This is a genomic window from Microbacterium stercoris (genome assembly GCF_017592545.1).
In the GTDB taxonomy this organism is placed as follows: domain Bacteria; phylum Actinomycetota; class Actinomycetes; order Actinomycetales; family Microbacteriaceae; genus Microbacterium; species Microbacterium stercoris.
In genome coordinates this window covers 113,113-132,398 of the sequence record NZ_JAGFOA010000005.1, presented here as the reverse complement: position 1 = coordinate 132,398, position 19,286 = coordinate 113,113, and the positions used below count along the sequence as shown (strand labels likewise).

Sequence of the window (19,286 nt, the reverse complement as noted above, 5' to 3'; positions counted from 1 at the left end):
GCTAGGAGCGCCTCTTGTTCACCGGATGGGCGCACCCGCCTCGGTGGAGCCAGATCCGGCTACTCGCGGCCGAGATCGCGGTGACGCAGGCGCACGGCGACGCCGGGAACATCCTTCAGCCGCTCGGCGAGGGCGATCGTCATCGCAACCGAGCGGTGCTTGCCGCCGGTGCATCCGATCGCCACGGTCGAGTGGCGCTTGTTCTCGCGCTGATAGCCGGCGAGCACGGGCTTGAGCGCGGCGGCGTAGGCCTCGAGGAACTCGGCCGCGCCCTCCTGCTTGAGCACGTAACGAGACACCTCCGCGTCCTCGCCCGTGTGCCCGCGCAGCTCGTCGATCCAGAACGGGTTCGGGAGGAACCGCATGTCGGCGACGATGTCCGCATCGGTGGGCACGCCGTACTTGAACCCGAAGCTCTGCAGCGTGACGATGTGCGCCGGGGTGTCGGCGTCGGCGAACAGCTCGCCCACCCGCGTGGCCAGCTGGTGGATGTTGAAGCGCGAGGTGTCGATGACCAGGTCTGCGCTCTCGCGAAGGGGCGCGAGCATCTCCCGCTCGCGGCGGATGCCGTCGACGAGGGTTCCGTTGCCCTGCAGCGGATGCGGTCGGCGCACCGACTCGAAGCGCTGCACGAGCACGTCGTCGGAGGCGTCGAGGAAGACCACCCGCAGGTTGTTGCCGTCACGGATCGCCTGCGCCTCCGCGGGCAGCTCCGCGAACAGATCACGGCCCCGCACGTCGACCACCGCCGCGACGCGGGGAAGATGATCGCCCAGGCGTCCCGAGAGATCGAGCAGCGGCCGCAGCATCTGGGGCGGGAGATTGTCGACTACGTACCAGTCGAGGTCCTCGAGCGCGTTCGCCACCGTGGACCGGCCCGCGCCGGACATGCCCGTCACGATGAGCACCTCGCCCATGCGGGTCGCCGGTTCCGTTGCCTGCTCCTCGCCGATCATCGATTACAAGCCTATGCGGTGGCGGCGGCTTCCCGCGCGTCATCTCGGAGGTGCTCGAAGATGGTGGCGGCGAGTTTCGGTCCGATGCCGGGCAGCTCGGCGATCTGCTCCTGGGTGGCCGAGCGCAGCGCGGAGACCGACCCGAAGTGGCGCAGGAGGGCCTTGATGCGTGCCTCCCCCAGACCGGGGATCTCGGTGAGCACACTGCGGATGTCGCGCTTGCGCTTGCGACGCTGGTGCGAGATGGCGAAGCGGTGCGCCTCGTCACGCAGACGCTGTACCAGGTACAGCGCCTCGCTCGTGCGCGGAAGGATCACCGGATAGTCGTCCCCCGGCAGCCAGATCTCCTCGAGGCGCTTGGCGATGCCGCACAGCGCGATCTCCTCGTGTCCCGCATCCGCGAGCGCGCGCGCCGCGGCCTCGACCTGCGGCCGGCCGCCGTCGACGATCAGCAGCTGCGGCGGATAGGCGAAGCGGCGCCGCCTCTTCGTCTCGGTCTCGACGATGGCATCCGGGTCGGTCACGTCGGGACCCGGATCCGGGGCGTCCTCGATGCGATCGAGATGCGCGAGCCGCCGGGTCAGCACCTGGTGGATCGAGTCGGTGTCATCCGTCGTGTGCGCGATCGAGAAGGACCGGTACTGATCCTTGCGGGGCAGGCCGTCTTCGAAGACCACCATGGAGCCCACGACGTTGGTGCCCTGGAGGTGCGAGATGTCGAAGCACTCGATGCGCAGGGGTGCCTCGGTCATGCCGAGCGCCTCCTGCAGGTCGCTGAGCGCCTGGGTGCGCGCGACGTAGTCGCTCGTACGGCGCATCTTGTGCCGCAGCAGCGCCTGCTGCGCGTTGAGCGTGGCGTTGCGCAGCAGCTCGGCGCGCTGGCCCCGCTGCGCGACAGCGATCTCGACCGCCTTGCCCCGGCGCTCGCGCAGCCACAGCTCCAGATCGGCGGCATCCGGGGGAAGGACCGGGACGAGGACGCGGCGCGGGACGTCGGCGGGGGCGGCGTCGCCGTACTCACGCTGGAGGATCTGGTCGACGAGATCCCCACCGGAGATGTCGAGTTCCTTGTCGATGGTCGTCGAGCTGACGCCGCGCACGCGCCCTCCGCGGATGACGAAATGCTGCACGGCGGCCGAGAGCTCGTCCTCGGCGATGCCGAACAGATCCGCATCCTCGTTTGCCGGCAGCACGAGCGCGCTCTTGTTGAGCACCGCCTCGATCGAGGTCAGCCGGTCGCGCAGGATCGCGGCCTGCTCGTAGTCCATCGCGGCGGCGGCCGCCTTCATGCGCGCAGTCAGGTCACGAGTGAAGCGCTCGTCCCCGCCCTGCATAAACGCGATGAAGTCGTCGACGATCGCGCGGTGCTCCTCGATCGTCACCTTGTGCGAGCAGGGGCCGCCGCACTTGCCGATCTGACCGGGAAAGCAGGGGCGCCCGGTCTGCATGGCGCGCTTGTAGGAGGCGTCACTGCAGGTGCGGATCGGGAACACCTTCACCATCAGGTCGATGGTGTCGTGCACCGCCCAGACCTTCGGGTACGGCCCGAAGTACTTGGCGCCCGGAATGCGGTGGTTGCGTGTGACGATCACACGCGGCGCCTCATCAGCCAGGGTGATCGCCATAAACGGGTACGACTTGTCGTCCTTGTAGCGGACGTTGAAGGGCGGATCGAACTCCTTGATCCACTGGTACTCGAGCTGCAGGGAATCGACGTCCGTCGGCACAACGGTCCACTCGACCGACGACGCGGTCGTGACCATCCGGCGCGTGCGCTCGTGCAGGGTGTGCAGCGGCGCGAAGTAGTTCGACAGCCGCTGGCGCAGGTTCTTCGCCTTGCCGACGTAGAGCACCCGCCCGTTGGCGTCGCGGAAGCGGTACACGCCGGGATTGGTCGGGATCTCCCCCGCTCTCGGCTTGTACGCGAGCTGCTGTGCCATCAACCCGCCTTGCGGGCCGTGGCCTTGGACTCCCTCGCCCGCAGGCCCAGCACCTCGGACAGGAACTCGCCGGTGTGGCTGCCGTCGACGGTCGCCACCTGCTCGGGCGTGCCGGTGGCGATGATCTGCCCGCCTCCGGAGCCGCCCTCCGGGCCGAGGTCGATGATCCAGTCAGCCGACTTGATGACGTCGAGGTTGTGCTCGATGACGATCACGGTGTTGCCCTTCTCGACGAGGCTGTTGAGCACCTCGAGCAGGCGGCGGACATCCTCGAAGTGCAGACCGGTGGTGGGCTCATCGAGCACGTAGATGCTGCGCCCGTTGCTGCGACGCTGGAGCTCGGTTGCGAGCTTGACGCGCTGCGCCTCGCCACCCGAGAGCGTCGTCGCCGACTGACCGAGTCGCACATAGCCGAGCCCCACATCGACGAGCGTCTTCATGTAGCGATGGATCGCCTGGATCGGCTCGAAGAACTCGGCGGCCTCGGCGATGGACATCTCCAGCACCTCGGCGATGTTCTTGCCCTTGTAGTGCACCTGCAGGGTGTCGCGGTTGTACCGCTTGCCGTGACAGACCTCGCAGTCGACGTAGACGTCGGGCAGGAAGTTCATCTCGATCTTCAGGGTTCCGTCGCCCGAGCACGCCTCGCAGCGTCCACCCTTGACGTTGAAGCTGAAACGGCCGGCCTGGTATCCGCGCACCTTCGCCTCGGGGGTCTCGGCGAAGAGGTTGCGGATGCGGTCGAACACTCCGGTGTAGGTGGCGGGGTTCGAACGAGGGGTGCGCCCGATGGGCGCCTGGTCGACGTGGACGACCTTGTCGAGGTGCTCGAGGCCCGTCACGCGCGTGTGCTTGCCGGCAACGCGGCGCGCGCCGTTGAGACGCGTGGCCAGCACCTCGTACAGGATGTCGTTGACCAGCGTGGACTTGCCGGATCCGCTCACGCCGGTGACGGCGGTGAGCACACCCAGCGGGAAGTCGGCCGTGACATCGCGCAGGTTGTTCTCGCGCGCGCCCACGACCGAGACCATGCGCTTGCGATCGATCTTGCGACGCTTCTGCGGCGTCGGGATCTCACGGCGCTTGGCGAGGTAGTCGCCGGTGATCGACGCGGTGTCGGCGAGCAGCTCGGCGTAGGGCCCGGAGTGCACAACGGCACCGCCGCCCTCACCGGCGCCCGGACCGATGTCGACGATCCAGTCGGCGGCCTCGATGGTCTCCTCGTCATGCTCCACGACAACGAGGGTGTTGCCGAGGTCGCGCAGCGTGACGAGCGTCTCGATCAGGCGACGGTTGTCACGCTGGTGCAGGCCGATCGACGGCTCGTCGAGCACATACAGCACGCCCGTCAGGCCGGTGCCGATCTGCGTGGCGAGGCGGATGCGCTGGGCTTCGCCGCCCGAGAGCGAACCCGCAGCCCGGCTGAGCGTGAGGTAGTTCAGTCCCACCCGGATGAGGAAGTCGAGGCGCACGCGGATCTCGCGCAGCACCTGCGCGGCGATGTGCGCCTCGCGATCAGTGAGCGTCAGGAGATCCATGAACCCGCGGGCGTCTTCGAGGCTGAGGTGCGAGACATCCGCGATCGAGCGATCGTGCACCTTCACGGCCAGAACCTCGGGCTTGAGGCGATCGCCATCGCAGACGGGGCACGGGACCTCACGGAGATACTCGGACCACCGCTGGCGCTGGGCATCGCTCTCGGCCTGCGACCACTGCCGCTCGATGTACGGGACGACGCCCTCGAAGCCGCTGGCGTACCGCACCTCGCGGCCCCAGCGGTTCTTGTAGCGGACGTTGACGTTGTAGCCCTCGCCGTGCAGCACCGCGTCCTTGACATCCTGAGGAAGCGCGCGCCAGGGGGTGTCGAGCGAGAAGTTGAGGTCGTGCGCCAACCCGACCAGCAGGCGCTCGTAGTACTGGAACAGGCCCTTGCCCTGGGTGGTCCAGGGCACGATGACGCCCTCGCGGATCGAGAGCTCCTCGTCGCCGAGCATGAGCTCGACATCGACCGACATGCGCGTCCCGAGACCGGAGCACGCCGGACAGGCCCCGAAGGGGGCGTTGAACGAGAAGGTGCGCGGTTCGATCTCCGTCAGCTGCAGCGCGTGCCCGTTCGGGCACGAGAGCTTCTCCGAGAACGACTGCCAGGCGTCGTCGCCCTCTTCGTCGACGAAGTTCACCTGGAGGACCCCGCCCGCCAGTCCGAGCGCCGTCTCGACCGAGTCGGTGATGCGTCCGAGCATGTTCTCGCGCGAGACGAGGCGGTCGATGACGACCGAGATGTCGTGCTTGTAGCTCTTCTTCAGCACGGGCGGCTCGGCGAGCTGGATGAGATCGCCGTCGACGATGGCTCGCGAGTAGCCCTTGGCGCCGAGCTCCTTGAAGAGGTCGACGAACTCGCCCTTCTTCTGGCTGACGACGGGGGCGACGACCTGGTACCGAGTGCCCTCGGGCAGATCGTTGAGCTGATCCGCGATCTGCTGCACCGTCTGCCGCTGGATGCGCTCCCCGCACTGGGGACAGTGCGGCACGCCGATGCGCGCCCAGAGAAGGCGCATGTAGTCGTAGATCTCGGTGATCGTGCCGACGGTCGAGCGCGGGTTGCGGTTGGTCGACTTCTGGTCGATCGAGACCGCGGGGCTCAGGCCCTCGATGAAGTCGACGTCGGGGCGGTCGACCTGGCCGAGGAACTGACGGGCGTAGGCACTGAGCGACTCGACATAGCGGCGCTGGCCCTCGGCGAAGATCGTGTCGAACGCGAGGCTCGACTTTCCCGACCCGGAGAGACCGGTGAACACCACCATGGAGTCACGTGGGATCTCGAGGTCGACGTTCTTCAGATTGTGCACGCGGGCACCGCGCACACTGATCTTTCCGGGGCTGGAGACGGGGACGATCGGCACCCGTCCAGTCTAGGCGGGGCCACCGACAGTTGGATCTTTGTTCGAAGATCCGGCGCCGATCCGGAGGGGAATCCCAGGCGGGAGACCCGCTCAGAGGGACTTGTCGATGCGACCCGAGAACGGCTTGAGCGCGTCACGCAGGGACGCCACCTCGTCGGGGGTCATGCCCACGCGCTCCATGATCTGCAGCGGAACGCTCAGTGCGCGCTCACGCAGTGCGCGGCCCGACTCGGTGAGCTCGATGTCGAGACGGCGCTCGTCATCGGGTCGGCGGCTGCGGGTCACCAAGCCCTGAGCCTCGAGGCGCTTGACGAGCGGCGACGCGGTCGCCGGGTCGAAGGCCAGTTCTTCCGCGATCTCGCCGAGAGTGCGGGGCGACTGCTCCCAGAGGGCCAGCATCACCAGGTACTGGGGATGGGTGAGCCCGAGCGGGTCGAGCACGGGCCGATAGATCGAGACGACATTGCGCGCCGCCGTCACGATCGCGAAGCAGAGCTGGTTCTCCAGCCTCAGCAGATCGTCATCAGGATCGAGCACTCGTCCAGTCTCACACATCGGGCTATTTAGTACACTAAGGGTTATGACGGAGAAGACCCCGCTGGGTACCCGCATCCGAGAGGCGGGCGGGCTGTACCTGTGGCTCAACAAAACCCTCATCCGCCTCGCCGGCCCGCCGCAGGTGAGCCCGAACCTGCCCCGCAACCGCGACGGCGATGCCTGCGCGCACTGCGGCCTCCGCCGTGACGCCCATCGCGAGGACGCCGACGGCACGCTGCACTGCCCGAGCGCTTAGGCCCGCTCCCCTCTCACGTCAACCCTCTCGGCTCGCGCACCGTGCCCGACTTATCGTCGCCGCATCCGCTGACGACGACGAGGGAGAGGCCTCATGGCATCTGCACGCGAGAACGACATCCCGATCCCCGGCTCCCCCAGCCCGGTTCCTCCGACGCTGGAGGAGCCGACGGCGCCGCGCCGGCCGCTGCCCCCGAAGCCGGATCAGGACGGCCCCGAGGTCCGCACGCCCACGGGCGCCGCGACCGATCTGCCGGGCGGCACGGTGGCACAGCAGGGCGCGTATCTCACGACCGCGCAGGGCGCACGTCTCCCCGACACCGATCACTCGCTGAAGGCCGGTCCCCGCGGTCCGGTGCTCCTCCAGGACCACCACCTGCGCGAGAAGATCACGCACTTCGACCACGAGCGCATCCCCGAGCGCGTTGTGCACGCGCGCGGCGCCGCGGCACACGGCGAGTTCGTCGCGAACGGCGCCGCCGCCTCGGTGACCAAGGCGGCGTTCCTCCAGGCGGGCGCCCGCACACGCACGTTCGTGCGGTTCTCGACCGTGCTCGGCTCGCGTGGTTCGCTTGACACCGCGCGCGACACCCGCGGCTTCGCGACGAAGTTCTACACGCACGAGGGCGTGTACGACCTCGTCGGCAACAACATCCCGGTGTTCTTCATCCAGGACGCGATCAAGTTCCCCGACATCATCCACGCGGGCAAGCCGCACCCGGATCGCGAGATCCCGCAGGCGCAGTCGGCGCACGACACCTTCTGGGACTTCGTGTCGCTGCACACCGAGGCGCAGGCTCACGCGATGTGGAACATGTCGGACCGGGCGCTCCCCCGCTCGTACCGCATGATGCAGGGCTTCGGCGTGCACACGTTCCGTCTCGAGAACGAGGCGGGCGAGACCGTCCTGGCGAAGATCCACTGGCGTCCGCGCCTCGGCACGCACTCGCTCACGTGGGAGGAGGCGCAGCTCGCGGGCGGCAAGGATCCGGACTTCCACCGACGCGATCTCGCCGACGCCATCGAATCCGGGGCGCTGCCCGAGTGGGACCTCGCGCTCCAGGTGTTCCCGGACACGCCGGAGGAGACCTTCGAGGGCATCGATCTGCTGGATCCGACGAAGTTCGTCCCGGAGGAGCTCGCCCCACTGCAGGTGGTCGGCACCATGACGCTCACGTCCAACCCGTCGAACTTCTTCGCCGAGACCGAGCAGGTCGCCTTCCACCCCGGTCACCTCGTGCCGGGCATCGACGTGACGAACGACCCGCTGCTGCAGGGGCGGCTGTTCTCGTACCTCGACACGCAGATCTCGCGCCTGGGTGGGCCGAACTTCGCGCAGATCCCGATCAACCGCCCGCACGCGGACGTGAACGACATGCTGCGCGACGGCATGCACCAGACGGCCGTGCACCGCGGTGTCGCGCCCTACCACCCGAACTCCCTGGACGGCGGATGCCCGTTCCTCGCGGGCGCGGATCTCGGCGGTTTCGTGGAGGTGCCGGCGGCGGTGGCCGAGTCGGTGAAGGAGCGCACGAAGCCCGCCAGCTTCGACGACCACTTCTCGCAAGCGACGCTGTTCTACCGCTCGCTCACGCCGATCGAGCAGCGCCACGTGATCGAGGCCTACTCGTTCGAGCTCGGCAAGTGCTACGAGCAGGCGATCAAAGAGCGCCAGCTGGCGGCGCTGGCCAACATCGACGAGGACCTCTGCGCGCAGGTGGCCGAGGCGCTGGGCCTGCCTGCGCCCGCCCCGACCGTGGACATCGCCGACGTGGAGCCGAGCCCGGCTCTCCGCCAGGTCGGCGAGACGTGGCCGGTCTCGGGTCGCGTCGTGGGCATCCTGGCGGACGAGAGCGCCGATTCGGCTGAGCTGATCGCGGTGCGCAAGGCTCTGCACGCGGCCGGCACCGTGCCGCTGCTCATCGCACCGCACGGCGGCATGCTGCACGGGCAGCCGGTGCAGCGCTCCGCTCAGACCGCGGCGAGCATCGAGCTGGACGCGCTGCTCGCGCTCGGTCCGTCGAAGGATCCCCGCACTCTGCGGATGCTCGATGAGCTGTTCCGTCACGGCAAGGTGATCGCCGCCGCGCCCGCCGCCTCGCCGATGCTCGAGGACGCCGACATCGACCTCGCCGCTCCGGGAATCGCCACCGGGGACGCGGCCGAGGCCGTGACTCAGCTGCTCGATCTGCTGGGGGCTCACCGCGTCTGGCAGCGGATGGAGCTGCTGCCCGTCTGAGCCGAGCGACCGAGAGGGCCGGGCGCGCTATGCGTGCCCGGCCTTCTCCATCTGGCGAAGCTCGCGCTTGAGATCCTGCACCTCGTCGCGCAGCCGGGCGGCGAGCTCGAACTTCAGCTCATCGGCCGCCGCGAGCATCTGCCCCGTGAGATCGGCGATCGTCTGCTCGAGCTGCTGCGCGCCCTCGGCGGCCAGCCCTTCGCGCTTGCGGATCGGCGTGGGCGTGCGGCCCTTGCCGCTCTTGGTGCGAGCGGCATCGCGCTTGGAGAGCAGTTCGTCGGTGTCGGCGCCCTCGCGCGCGAGCTGATCGGTGATGTCGGCGATCTTCTTGCGCAGCGGGGTGGGGTCGATCCCGTTCGCCTTGTTGTAGGCGATCTGGATCTCGCGGCGTCGCTCGGTCTCCTCGATCGCCTTCGTCATCGAGTCGGTCATGGTGTCGGCGTACATGTGCACCTGACCCGACACGTTGCGGGCCGCGCGTCCGATGGTCTGGATGAGCGACGTGCCCGACCGGAGGAAGCCCTCCTTGTCGGCGTCGAGGATCGCCACGAGTGAGACCTCGGGCAGGTCGAGGCCCTCGCGCAGGAGGTTGATACCGACGAGCACGTCATAGACGCCCTGGCGCAGCTCGGTGAGCAGCTCGACTCGACGCAGGGTGTCGACATCCGAGTGCAGGTAGCGCACATGCACGCCGTGCTCGCCGAGGAAGTCGGTGAGCTCCTCCGCCATCTTCTTGGTGAGTGTTGTGACCAGCACGCGCTCGTCGCGCTCGACGCGCACGCGGATCTCCTCGAGCAGGTCGTCGATCTGGCCCTTGGACGGCTTGACGACGATTTCCGGGTCGATGAGGCCGGTCGGGCGGATGATCTGCTCGACCACGCCGTCGGCGATGCCCATCTCGTACTTGCCGGGCGTCGCCGACAGGTAGACCGTCTGCCCGATGCGGTTCTTGAACTCGTCCCAGCGCAGCGGGCGGTTGTCCATCGCACTCGGAAGGCGGAAGCCGTGCTCGACGAGCGTGCGCTTGCGCGAGGCGTCACCCTCGTACATGGCGCCGATCTGCGGCACCGTGACATGCGACTCGTCGATCACGAGGAGGAAGTCGTCCGGGAAGAAGTCGAGCAGGGTGTGCGGCGGAGCGCCGGGGGCGCGTCCGTCGAGGTGGCGCGAATAGTTCTCGATGCCGGAGCAGAAGCCGAGCTGCTGCAGCATCTCGAGATCGAAGGTGGTGCGCATGCGCAGGCGCTGGGCCTCGAGCAGCTTGCCCTGGCGCTCGAACTCGGCGAGGCGCTCCTCGAGCTCGAGCTCGATGGTCTTGATGGCGCGCTGCACGGTCTCGGTGCCGGCCGCGTAGTGCGTGGCGGGGAAGATCGCGATGGCGTCGAGCTTCTCGAGCACCTCGCCCGTCAGCGGATGCAGCTTGTAGAGCGCCTCGATCTCGTCGCCGAACAGCTCGATGCGGATCGCATGCTCTTCATAGACCGGGATGATCTCGATCGTGTCGCCGCGCACGCGGAAGTTGCCGCGGGAGAAGTCGACATCGTTGCGGTTGTACTGCATGCCGATGAACTGCCGGATGAGGGCGTCACGGTCGTAGCGCTCGCCCACCTGCAGCGCGACGAGGGCGCGCAGATACTCCTCGGGGGAACCGAGGCCATAGATGCAGGAGACGGTGGACACCACGACCACGTCGCGGCGCGAGAGCAGAGAGTTCGTGGTGGAGTGCCGGAGGCGCTCGACCTCGGCGTTGATCGAGGAGTCCTTCTCGATGAAGGTGTCGGTCTGCGGGACGTATGCCTCGGGCTGGTAGTAGTCGTAGTACGACACGAAGTACTCGACCGCGTTGTTCGGCAGCAGGTCACGGAACTCATTCGCCAGCTGGGCCGCGAGAGTCTTGTTGTGGGCCATCACGAGCGTGGGGCGCTGCACCTGCTCGATGAGCCAGGCCGTGGTCGCGGACTTGCCGGTGCCGGTGGCGCCGAGCAGCACGACGTCGGTCTCTCCCGCGTTGATGCGGGCCGCGAGCTCGGCGATCGCCTTCGGCTGGTCGCCGGACGGCATGTACTCGCTGACCACCTCGAACGGGCGCACGCTTCGGGTCGTCTGCATGATTCCAGCCTAGGAGGGGCCTCCGACATTCGGGCCGGAGAGGCGGAATCGCACTCGCGCACCGGGAGGAAGCTGTCCGGCGCGATCCAGATCCGCCTCGATCACCGTCGCGATCACGGGATAGCCGCCGGTCACCGGGTGATCGGGCAGGAACAGCACGGGCTGCCCGTCCGGCGGCACCTGGATCGCGCCCGTCACCACGCCTTCGCTCGGCAGCTCTCCTGCCACCGCCCGCTCGAGTGGGACGTCGCCTGCGAGGCGGATGCCGATCCGATCCGACCGCGGGGTCACCCGCCACTCCTGCTCCAGGAGGGTGCGGATGCCGGCCGCCGTGAACCACTCGTGCCGGGGGCCGAGCTCGACGCGCAGCTCCGAGACGTCGTCGAGAGCGGTCGGCGCGGGCGCCGGGATGCCGCCGGGCTCGACCGCGTGCGGAGCGGCCGCCGGTCCGCGCAGCGGCACGACCGCGCCCGCGGCGAGCGGGCGCTCAGGGCCGATGCCGCCCAGGGTGTCGGTGGCGAGGCTGCCGAGCACGGGCTCGACCGCGAACCCTCCGCGGATCGCGACCACCGCGCGCAGGCCCGCCGTTGCGAAGCCGAGGTGCAGCTCGTCGCCGTCGGCGACCGCCGTGGGCCGCTCGGGCGCGACGGCCCACGCCGAGCCATCCGGGCGCGCGATGACCGCCGGAAGCGAGGCTCCCGCGACCGCGACCACCCCTGGGCCGCGGAACCGCAGCACCGACCCGCCGACCGCGACCTCGAACGCGGCCTCGCCGGGCGCGTTGCCGACCGCGCGGTTCGCACGCCGCAGCGCGCCACGATCCGCTGCTCCGGAGGGCGAGACGCCCAGCGCCGCGCGCCCCGGGCGCCCCAGGTCCTGGATCGTGAGCTGCACGCCGGTCGCCACGACCTCCACCGCGTGCGCCGAGCGGGTGCTCTCACGCCGAGCGGGCAGTCGTTCGCGCACCCGATCGGCGTTGGAGCACCCGCTCGGCGATGCGGCGACGAACCGCACGCAGGCGCCCGGCGCCAGCAGCGCCGGAGGATCGCGCCGCACGTCCCACATCTCGGCGTCGGTGCGTCCGATCAGCTGCCAGCCTCCCGGACTCTCGCGCGGATAGACACCCGTGTAGGGGCCGGCGAGCGCGACGGATCCGGCCGGGATGCGCGTGCGCGGGCTCGCCCGGCGCGGCACGTCGAAGAGCGCGTCGTCGCCCACGAGGTAGCCGAAACCCGGCGCGAAGCCGGCGAAGCCCACGCGCCAGCTCGCCGCCTGATGCCGGGCGATCAGCTCGTCGCGCGACACCCCGAGCAGCGCCGCGACATCATCGAGATCCTCGCCGTCGTAGATCACCGGGATCTCGACGACACCGCCCGCCTGTGCGAGCGACTCGGCGACGGGCGCACGTGCGAGACGCTCCCTGAGATCCCCCGCCGCCACCGCCTGAGGATCGAAACTCACCAGCACCGTCCGTGCCGCCGGCACAAGCTCCACAACGCCGTCCAGCGGCTCGGCGACGAGCGCGGCATGCAGCCGCATCGCCGCCTCGAGGTCGGAGGTCTCGACGAGCAGCGCGCGATCGCCCGCGCTCAGGATCCGCCTCACAGGGCGCCGGCGAAGGGCGAGATCCGGATCCCCTCCGCCTCCAGCTGATTGCGCACCGCGCGGGCCAGGACGACCGCCCCGGCACTGTCGCCGTGCACGCAGATCGACTCGGCGTGCACGGGAACGAGGGAACCGTCGATCGCCTCGATCACCCCCTCGTGCGCGAGTCGCAGCATCCGGGCGGCCACGGTCACGGGGTCGTGCAGCACCGCCCCGGCCTCGCGGCGCGACACGAGCGCACCATCGGGGGCATACGCGCGATCGGCGAACGCCTCCGCCGCCGTCGGCAGGCCCGCCCCCTCGGCAAGCGCCAGCACGGCCGAGCCCGGCAGACCCAGCACCACGAGCGACGGATCGATCGCGCGCACCGCCGCGACGACGGCCCGCGCCTGCGTCTCGTCCCACGCGATGCGGTTGTACAGCGCGCCGTGCGGCTTCACGTACCGCACCGCACCGCCGACGGCGGAGGACAGGCCGAGCAGGGCCCCGAGCTGATATTCGACCTCCGACTGCAGGATCGCGGCCGGCACCTCGCGATCGTGCCTCCCGAAGCCCTCGAGATCGCGGTACCCCGGATGCGCGCCGATCCTCACACCGCGCGCGACCGCGGCGGCGAGCGTCGCACGGATGCCATCCGGGTCGCCCGCGTGGAAGCCACAGGACACATTCGCCGAGCTCACGATGCCGAGCATCGCCTCGTCGTCGGCGACGATCCGCTCGGGGGTGTTCTCGCCGAGATCCGCGTTCAGGTCGATCGTGCGCATCGCTCAGCCGTGCAGCTCCGCCCAGAGCGCATCCGCCTGGGCGAGAGTCTCCTCGATCGAGCCCGCGGTGTCGATCACCCGGTCGGCGAGCTTCAGCCGCTCCTCGTCGGAGACCTGGTTGGCGACGCGGGCCCGGGCCTCCTCCTCGGACATGCCGCGGTTCGCGACCATCCGCGCCACGCGCACCTCCGCGGGCGCGTGGGCCACAACGACCAGGTCCCACTCGCCGGTGCCGCGCGCCTCCGCGAGCAGCGGAACGTCGTAGACCACCACTGCCCGCGGATCGGCGTCGAGCGCGGCGCGGAACCGGCGCTGCGATTCCACCTTGACTGCCGGGTGCACGATGCCGTTGAGCACCCCGAGCTTCGAGCGATCGGCGAACACGATCGCTCCGAGCGCCGCGCGATCGAGCTCGCCCGCGGGCGTCAGCACCGAGGGGCCGAACGCCTCGGCGATCGCCGCGAGCACAGGCTGCCCCGGCTGCTGCAGCTCGCGCACGAGCGCGTCGGCGTCGATCACGACGGCGCCGTGTTCGGCGAGGCGGGCGGCGATGGTCGACTTGCCGGAGGCGATGCCGCCGGTGAGTGCAAGGAGAGGCATGGCCCCAGTCTCTCTCAGCTGCGCGAGGCGTAGAACTCCCGCACGACCTCCGCGCCGGGCTTGGCATAGGGGCAGTAGTCGCGGTTCGAGGCCGCCTCTTCGCGGGCGTAGAGCTGCGCCGGCCAATCCCACAGCACAAAGCCGTCGACCCAGTCGCGTGCCCCGGCCTCGCGGAACATCTCCGCCAGGTAGTCGGCCTGCTCCTGCATGTCGGCCTCGCCGCCGAACGTCCAGTCATTCGGCCGCGCGGCCGAGCCGGCGCGGCTCGGGCAGCCCGCCTCGATGAACAGGAACGGCTTGTTGTGCGCGCGCACGACCCTCTCGATGCGATCCAGCTGCGCGGGCCATCCGCCCGACGGGTAGTAGCCACTGGCCGAGATCACGTCCACGGCATCCCACCACGTGATGTGGTCCTCCTGGTACTTGTCGCAGTTGTAGGTGATCGGACCGTCGTAGACGGCTCGCACCTGCCGGATCAGCTCCCGCCACTCCGCCTCGCGGCGATCGGCGCGCACCATCTCGCAGCCGATCACAAAGAGCTCCACGGCCTCGTCCTGTGCGATGCGCGCGTGGTGCACCACGAACTCGGTGTAGCTCGCCCACCAGTCGGCCCAGCCGTGCTCTCCTGGCACGTCGATCTCGAAGAAGCCGATGAAGGCGCGCCAGGTGCCGTCCGCGCAGTTCACCACCGGCTTCAGGATGACCTTCTGCCCGCGGGCGCGCGCGCCACGGATCGCCCAGCGGATCTCGTCGTCGGTGACCGTGGGCTCGTCGCGCCAGTGGATCTGGGTGCTCGACGGCTTGTCCTGCAGCGCCGCGTAGGTGACGCAGTTCCATCCGACCGCCACCTCGGCGAGCGCGTCGAGCGACGCCTCCGCCTCCGGGGTGCCCCAGGTGCCGCGAATGCCCGTCCAGCCCCAGGTCATGCCGGTGACGAACCCGAGGCGTTCACGCACCCGGGCAGGATGCCACTCAGCGGACACCGGTGACCTCCTCCTCGAGCGCGCTCTCGGTCGCGGCGGAGACCTCGGCGATCCGGATCTGCGGCGCACCGGCCACGAGGTCGTTGCCCGTGCGGATGACCCCCGGGGCGCCGAACGCCGACGGACCGACCGCGGCGGCTGTCGAGACGATGAAGGATGCGCTCTCCCCCGGCAGAAGATGGACGAGCGCGTCATCGGCCACCGCGTCGGGCGCGATCGTGTCGACGAGCAGCGCGAGGTCGCGCACGACGGTGCGCGCGGTGACGTCGACGCGCACTCCCCCGGCGGCCGGCCCCACCACGACGTCGAGCGCGGCGGACGACAGAGCCGCATCGCGCAGGTCGGCGAAGAACCACCAGCCGACGGCGTCGCCGAGCCGGGCGCGCAGGAGCTCGCCCTCGGCGTTCTCCGTGACGCCCAGCTCTCCGAGCGGCACGGTCACGGTGGCACGCGGCGCGACCTCTGCGGCGAGCGCGACGCGTGCCACCTCGCTCCCGTCGACGGTGTGACGGGCGACCGTGAGGGATCCGGACCACTCCTCGTCCGTCTCGTTGCTCAGCACGACCGCGAGGCCCTCCTCGCGCGGCTGCACCGTGACCAGGCGCGGGGCGAAGGCGTGCTTCATGGCGTACAGGAGCGGCTTCTCGCGGCCGTCGCCGTCGACCGCGGACCATGAGATCACCGGCCAGTCGTCGTTGAGCTGCCAGACGATCGCCCCCGCATTGTGCGGGGAGAGCGAGCGGAAGTGCTCGAGGGCGGTGCCGATGGCCCGCGCCTGGTTGAGCTGCATGGCCCACACCCAGTCGCGCATGTCGCGGGGCACGGGCGTGTGGGCGACGAGTCCGCTCGTCAGCTTCGCGTCGCCCTCGATCGCCTTCTGGTGCACCTGGACGCCGGGCGACACGGGCGAGATCGGATCGTCGTGGATGGCCCGCGTGAGCGTCGCCCAGGTCGGCGGCCCCTGCCAGCCGAACTCCGCGACGAAGCGCGGCGTGTAGCTGCGATAGTCGTTCCAGTCGCGCCGGTTCCAGAGATCCCAGATGTGCACGCTTCCGTGATCCGGGTCGTTCGGACGGTGCGTGCCGCCCGGGGTGAACGGGCTTCCCGGGGTGTAGGCGATGTGCGGGGCCAGCTCCTCCACGATCCGTGGGAACAGGTCGTGGTAATAGTGCTCGCCCCAGGTGGCGCCGTCGAGCCGGGCGGGCCAGCCCCACTCGTGATAGCCCTCGAGGTTCTCGTTGTTGCCGTTGAGCACGATGAGCGACGGATGCGCCGCGAGGCGGGCGACGTTCTCGCGCGCCTCGGCCTCGATCTCGGAGCGCAGCGGTTCCTCCTCGGCATACGCGGCGCAGGCGAGCAGGAAGTCCTGCCAGGTGAGCATGCCGCGCTCATCGCAGAGGTCGTAGAAGTCGTCGCTCTCGTAGATGCCGCCGCCCCAGACGCGCAGCAGGTTCACGTTCGCGAACTCGGCCTGGGCGATGCGGGCCTCGTAGCGGGCGCGGTTCACCCGGTGCGGGAACGCGTCGTCCGGGATCCAGTTCGCACCGCGGATGTAGACGGGCCGCTCGTTCACGAGGATGCGCAGGGGCGTGCCCGCGTCATCCGGCGTGGTGTCGACGCGCACCTCGCGGAAGCCGATCCTCAGCGATCGGGCGTCGAGTTCCGCTCGATCGTCGCGAAGGGCGACGTCGAGCGGGTAGCGGGTGGGATCGCCGAAGCCGCGGGGCCACCAGCGCTGCACGTCGGGCACGCGCACGGTGACCACGGCCGAGTCCTGACCCGCGGCGAGCGCGAGCTGCCCCGCCTGTTCGCCCACGCGCACCGCGAGGTGCAGGGGCGCATCCGACACGCGCTCCAAGGACACGTGCACATCGACCACCCCGTCGGGTCCCTCGATGCGCGGCACGGGGCGCACCTGGGCGATGCGCGCACCCGACCAGCTCTCCAGGCGCACGGAGCGCCAGATGCCGGTCGCGGAGGTGTCGATGCCCCAGTCCCAGCCGAAGCCGGAGGCCATCTTGCGGATCGCGTTGTAGGGGTGGTGGTTGACGTGCGGGCGGGCCCCCAGCTCGCGCTCGGCGAGGGCTGCGGCGCGCACCGGCGCCGTGAAGCGCACCCGCAGGTCGTTGACCCCCTCGCGCAGCAGCTGCTTCGCGGCCACCCGGTGGGAGCGGTGCTGGTTGCGCGTCTCGAGCACGCTCACGCCGTTCAGCGACACCTCTGCGACCGTGTCGAGCCCGTCGAAGGCGAGGTCGACACGGTCCGATCCGTCGTCGGTCCACTCCAGCGGCAGCGCGTACTCGAAGTCGGTGACGCCGATCCACGCCTGCAGGCGCTCGTTGTCGTCGAGGTACGGATCCGCGATCAGGCCGGCGGCGAGCAGATCGGTTGTCGCACTGCCGGGTACCTGGGCCGGGATCTCCCCCGCGGCGCGCACGTTCGGGGGCACGCGGGGGCCGTGTGCGCGCACGGTCCAGCGGTCGGTCAGGTGTCGGAGATCGACGGTCATTTGGTGGCTCCCGAGGTGATGCCGCTGTAGATGTAACGCTGGAGGAGCAGGAAGATGACGAGCGTGGGCAGGATCACGATCATCGTTCCCGCCGCGATCACCTCCCACTGTGCACCGAACGGACCCGTGAAGCGGAACAGCGAGGTGGAGATGACGCCCAGCTTGGGCGAGGGCATGTAGAGGTACGGCAGGTAGAACTCGTTGTAGATCGCGATGCCCTTGATGATGCAGACGGTCACGATCGCGGGGCTCAGCAGGGGCAGGATGAGGCGCCAGTAGATCGTCCAGCGGTTGGCGCCGTCGATCATCGCGGCCTCGTCGATCGAGCGCGGGATCGACTGCATGAACTGCAGGAAGATGTAGATCGCGATGATGTCGGTGCCCATGAACAGGATGATCGCCGCGCCGTGCGTGTTGAACAGCTCGAGCGCGTTGACGATCTGGAACGTGGCCACCTGCGTGGTCACGCCCGGCACGAGCGAGGCGACGAGGAACAGCCCCACCACCAGCGCCTTGAAGCGGAACTGGAACCGGTCGATCGCGTAGGCGGCCATCGTGCCGATCAGGATCGTGCCCGCCAGCGAGAACACCAGGATGATCGTGGTGTTCCAGAAGCCCAGCAGCATGTTCCCGCGCGTGAACGCCGTGATGAAGTTGCCGAACTCGAGCCAGTTGGAGGGAGGCGCGAGCGAACCGGTCGTGGCGTACTCCTCCTTCGTCTTGAACGACGCGAAGAGCACGACCACGAGCGGCACGAGGGCGACGAAGGTCGCGAGCACGAGGGAGACGTACTTGACCGTGCCGGCGATGCCGGAGCCGATGCGCGGCCGGGCCTTGACGATCTCGCGGGGGCGGGTGACGGTGGCGCTCATGAGAGGCTGACCTCCTCGTCCGGCACGAGCCGGCGCTGCACCCAGGTGACGATGAGCACGATCGCGAGCAGCACCACGGCCATTGCCGAGGCGAAGCCCACACGCCGGAACTCGAACGCCATCTGGACGGTCTGGATGACGAACGTGGCGGTTCCGTTGGCGCCGCCCGTCATGATGAATGGGACCTCGAAGACGCTCAGGGCGCCCGAGATCGACAGGATGAACGACAGGCTGATCACGCGCTTGATGCCCGGCGCGATGATGTAGCGGAACTGGTGCCAGCGGTTCGCGCCGTCGAGCTCGGCGGCCTCGTACAGCTCACTCGGGATCGACTGGATGGCGCCGAGGAACAGCACGAAGTTCAGGCCCATGTAGCGCCACACGCTGGTGGCGGCCAGCGACCAGTTCGCCAGATCCGGGTCGCCGAGCCAGTGGCGCGGCTCATCCGTTCCGAGGCCGACGGCGGTCAGCAGGGCATCGAGGGTGCCATCCGGCTGGAACAGGTAGAGGAAGACGAAGCCGATGGCCACGCCGTTGATGAGGTACGGAAAGAAGAGGACGCCCTTGAAGAAGTTGCGCAGGCGCGTCCTGAAGCTCAGCAGCGTCGCGAAATAGAGCGCCAGCGCCATCTGGATCACGGATCCGGCCAGGTAGTACAGGCTCACGAAGAAGACCTGGAACATCTCGGGACGCGTGAAGATCTCGACGTAATTGTCGAAGCCCACCACGTCCTTGGTCTTGTCGAGGCCGTCCCAGTCGGTGAAGGAGTACCAGATCATGTTCGCCACGGGAACGTAGGTGAACACCACCAGCAGGCCCACCGGAACCAGCAGGTACAGCCACGGGGTGAACCAGCGCGTGCCGTTCGGGTTGCCCGCGCCCCGACGCCGGCGCATCTTGGCGGGCACCGTGATCGTGCGCGTCGCGCCGGTGCCGGGTTGCATCGGCAATGGCTGCAGCTTGGGTGCATCTGTCAGATCTGTCATCCTCGTTCCTCTCGTCAGCGCTCGTGGG

At 69.3% G+C, this 19,286-nt stretch carries 14 protein-coding genes; 2 read left to right on the top strand and 12 right to left on the bottom strand.

What is annotated here, in order from left to right:
- Positions 1–59 precede the first annotated feature (59 nt).
- The 4 genes from rapZ to J5V96_RS12955 all read right to left on the bottom strand — a co-directional run bounded on the left by rapZ (position 60) and on the right by J5V96_RS12955 (position 6,336).
- The gene (gene rapZ / locus J5V96_RS12970; RefSeq protein WP_236014368.1) at positions 60–956 is read right to left on the bottom strand and encodes an RNase adapter RapZ; all 897 of its coding nucleotides are present in this window, start codon (positions 954–956) and stop codon (positions 60–62) included.
- Positions 957–967: 11 nt separating this feature from the next.
- A complete protein-coding gene (gene uvrC / locus J5V96_RS12965) occupies positions 968–2,896 on the bottom strand; it encodes an excinuclease ABC subunit UvrC (protein ID WP_208500096.1) in 1,929 nt (642 codons plus the stop codon).
- Positions 2,896–5,799, bottom strand: coding sequence for an excinuclease ABC subunit UvrA (gene uvrA / locus J5V96_RS12960; RefSeq protein WP_208500095.1), 2,904 nt, complete (start codon positions 5,797–5,799; stop codon positions 2,896–2,898). The genes uvrC and uvrA overlap by 1 nt, the downstream gene beginning before the upstream one ends.
- Positions 5,800–5,889: 90 nt before the next feature.
- Complete coding sequence (locus J5V96_RS12955) at positions 5,890–6,336, bottom strand: MarR family winged helix-turn-helix transcriptional regulator (protein WP_307793335.1); 447 nt, start codon at positions 6,334–6,336, stop codon at positions 5,890–5,892.
- A gap of 43 nt (positions 6,337–6,379) precedes the next feature.
- Here J5V96_RS12955 and J5V96_RS12950 point away from each other — a divergent pair, with 43 nt between their 5' ends.
- Both J5V96_RS12950 and J5V96_RS12945 read left to right on the top strand, forming a co-directional pair.
- Positions 6,380–6,592, top strand: coding sequence for a hypothetical protein (locus J5V96_RS12950; protein ID WP_208500093.1), 213 nt, complete (start codon positions 6,380–6,382; stop codon positions 6,590–6,592).
- A gap of 93 nt (positions 6,593–6,685) precedes the next feature.
- Positions 6,686–8,830: a catalase gene (locus tag J5V96_RS12945; RefSeq protein WP_208500092.1), complete on the top strand. Its 2,145-nt coding sequence runs from the start codon at positions 6,686–6,688 to the stop codon at positions 8,828–8,830.
- Positions 8,831–8,857: 27 nt separating this feature from the next.
- On the opposite strand, the gene uvrB is transcribed toward J5V96_RS12945, so the two are convergent.
- From uvrB to J5V96_RS12905, 8 genes are read right to left on the bottom strand one after another with little or no spacing between them, the layout of a single operon-like run.
- The gene (gene uvrB / locus J5V96_RS12940; RefSeq protein WP_208500091.1) at positions 8,858–10,939 is read right to left on the bottom strand and encodes an excinuclease ABC subunit UvrB; all 2,082 of its coding nucleotides are present in this window, start codon (positions 10,937–10,939) and stop codon (positions 8,858–8,860) included.
- Positions 10,940–10,948: 9 nt separating this feature from the next.
- Positions 10,949–12,544 (bottom strand): 5-oxoprolinase subunit B/C family protein, encoded by a 1,596-nt coding sequence (locus J5V96_RS12935; RefSeq protein ID WP_307793330.1) that lies wholly within the window; start codon positions 12,542–12,544, stop codon positions 10,949–10,951.
- Positions 12,541–13,308 carry a LamB/YcsF family protein gene (locus J5V96_RS12930; RefSeq protein WP_208500090.1) on the bottom strand — a complete coding sequence of 256 codons (768 nt, stop codon included), beginning with the start codon at positions 13,306–13,308 and terminating at the stop codon, positions 12,541–12,543. Before J5V96_RS12930 ends, J5V96_RS12935 begins: the two co-directional genes overlap by 4 nt.
- A 3-nt stretch (positions 13,309–13,311) precedes the next feature.
- Entirely contained in the window at positions 13,312–13,908 is a 597-nt protein-coding gene (gene coaE / locus J5V96_RS12925; protein ID WP_208500089.1) for a dephospho-CoA kinase, read from the bottom strand.
- 14 nt (positions 13,909–13,922) lie between these two features.
- Entirely contained in the window at positions 13,923–14,864 is a 942-nt protein-coding gene (locus J5V96_RS12920) for a glycoside hydrolase family 113 (protein WP_307793325.1), read from the bottom strand.
- Between the two features lie 16 nt (positions 14,865–14,880).
- A complete protein-coding gene (locus J5V96_RS12915) occupies positions 14,881–17,400 on the bottom strand; it encodes a glycoside hydrolase family 2 protein (protein ID WP_208500088.1) in 2,520 nt (839 codons plus the stop codon).
- On the bottom strand, positions 17,397–18,272 hold the full coding sequence (locus J5V96_RS12910; RefSeq protein WP_208500087.1) for a carbohydrate ABC transporter permease: 876 nt from the start codon (positions 18,270–18,272) through the stop codon (positions 17,397–17,399). Before J5V96_RS12910 ends, J5V96_RS12915 begins: the two co-directional genes overlap by 4 nt.
- Entirely contained in the window at positions 18,269–19,216 is a 948-nt protein-coding gene (locus J5V96_RS12905) for a carbohydrate ABC transporter permease (protein WP_208500086.1), read from the bottom strand. Before J5V96_RS12905 ends, J5V96_RS12910 begins: the two co-directional genes overlap by 4 nt.
- Between the last annotated feature and the right edge of the window lie 70 nt (positions 19,217–19,286).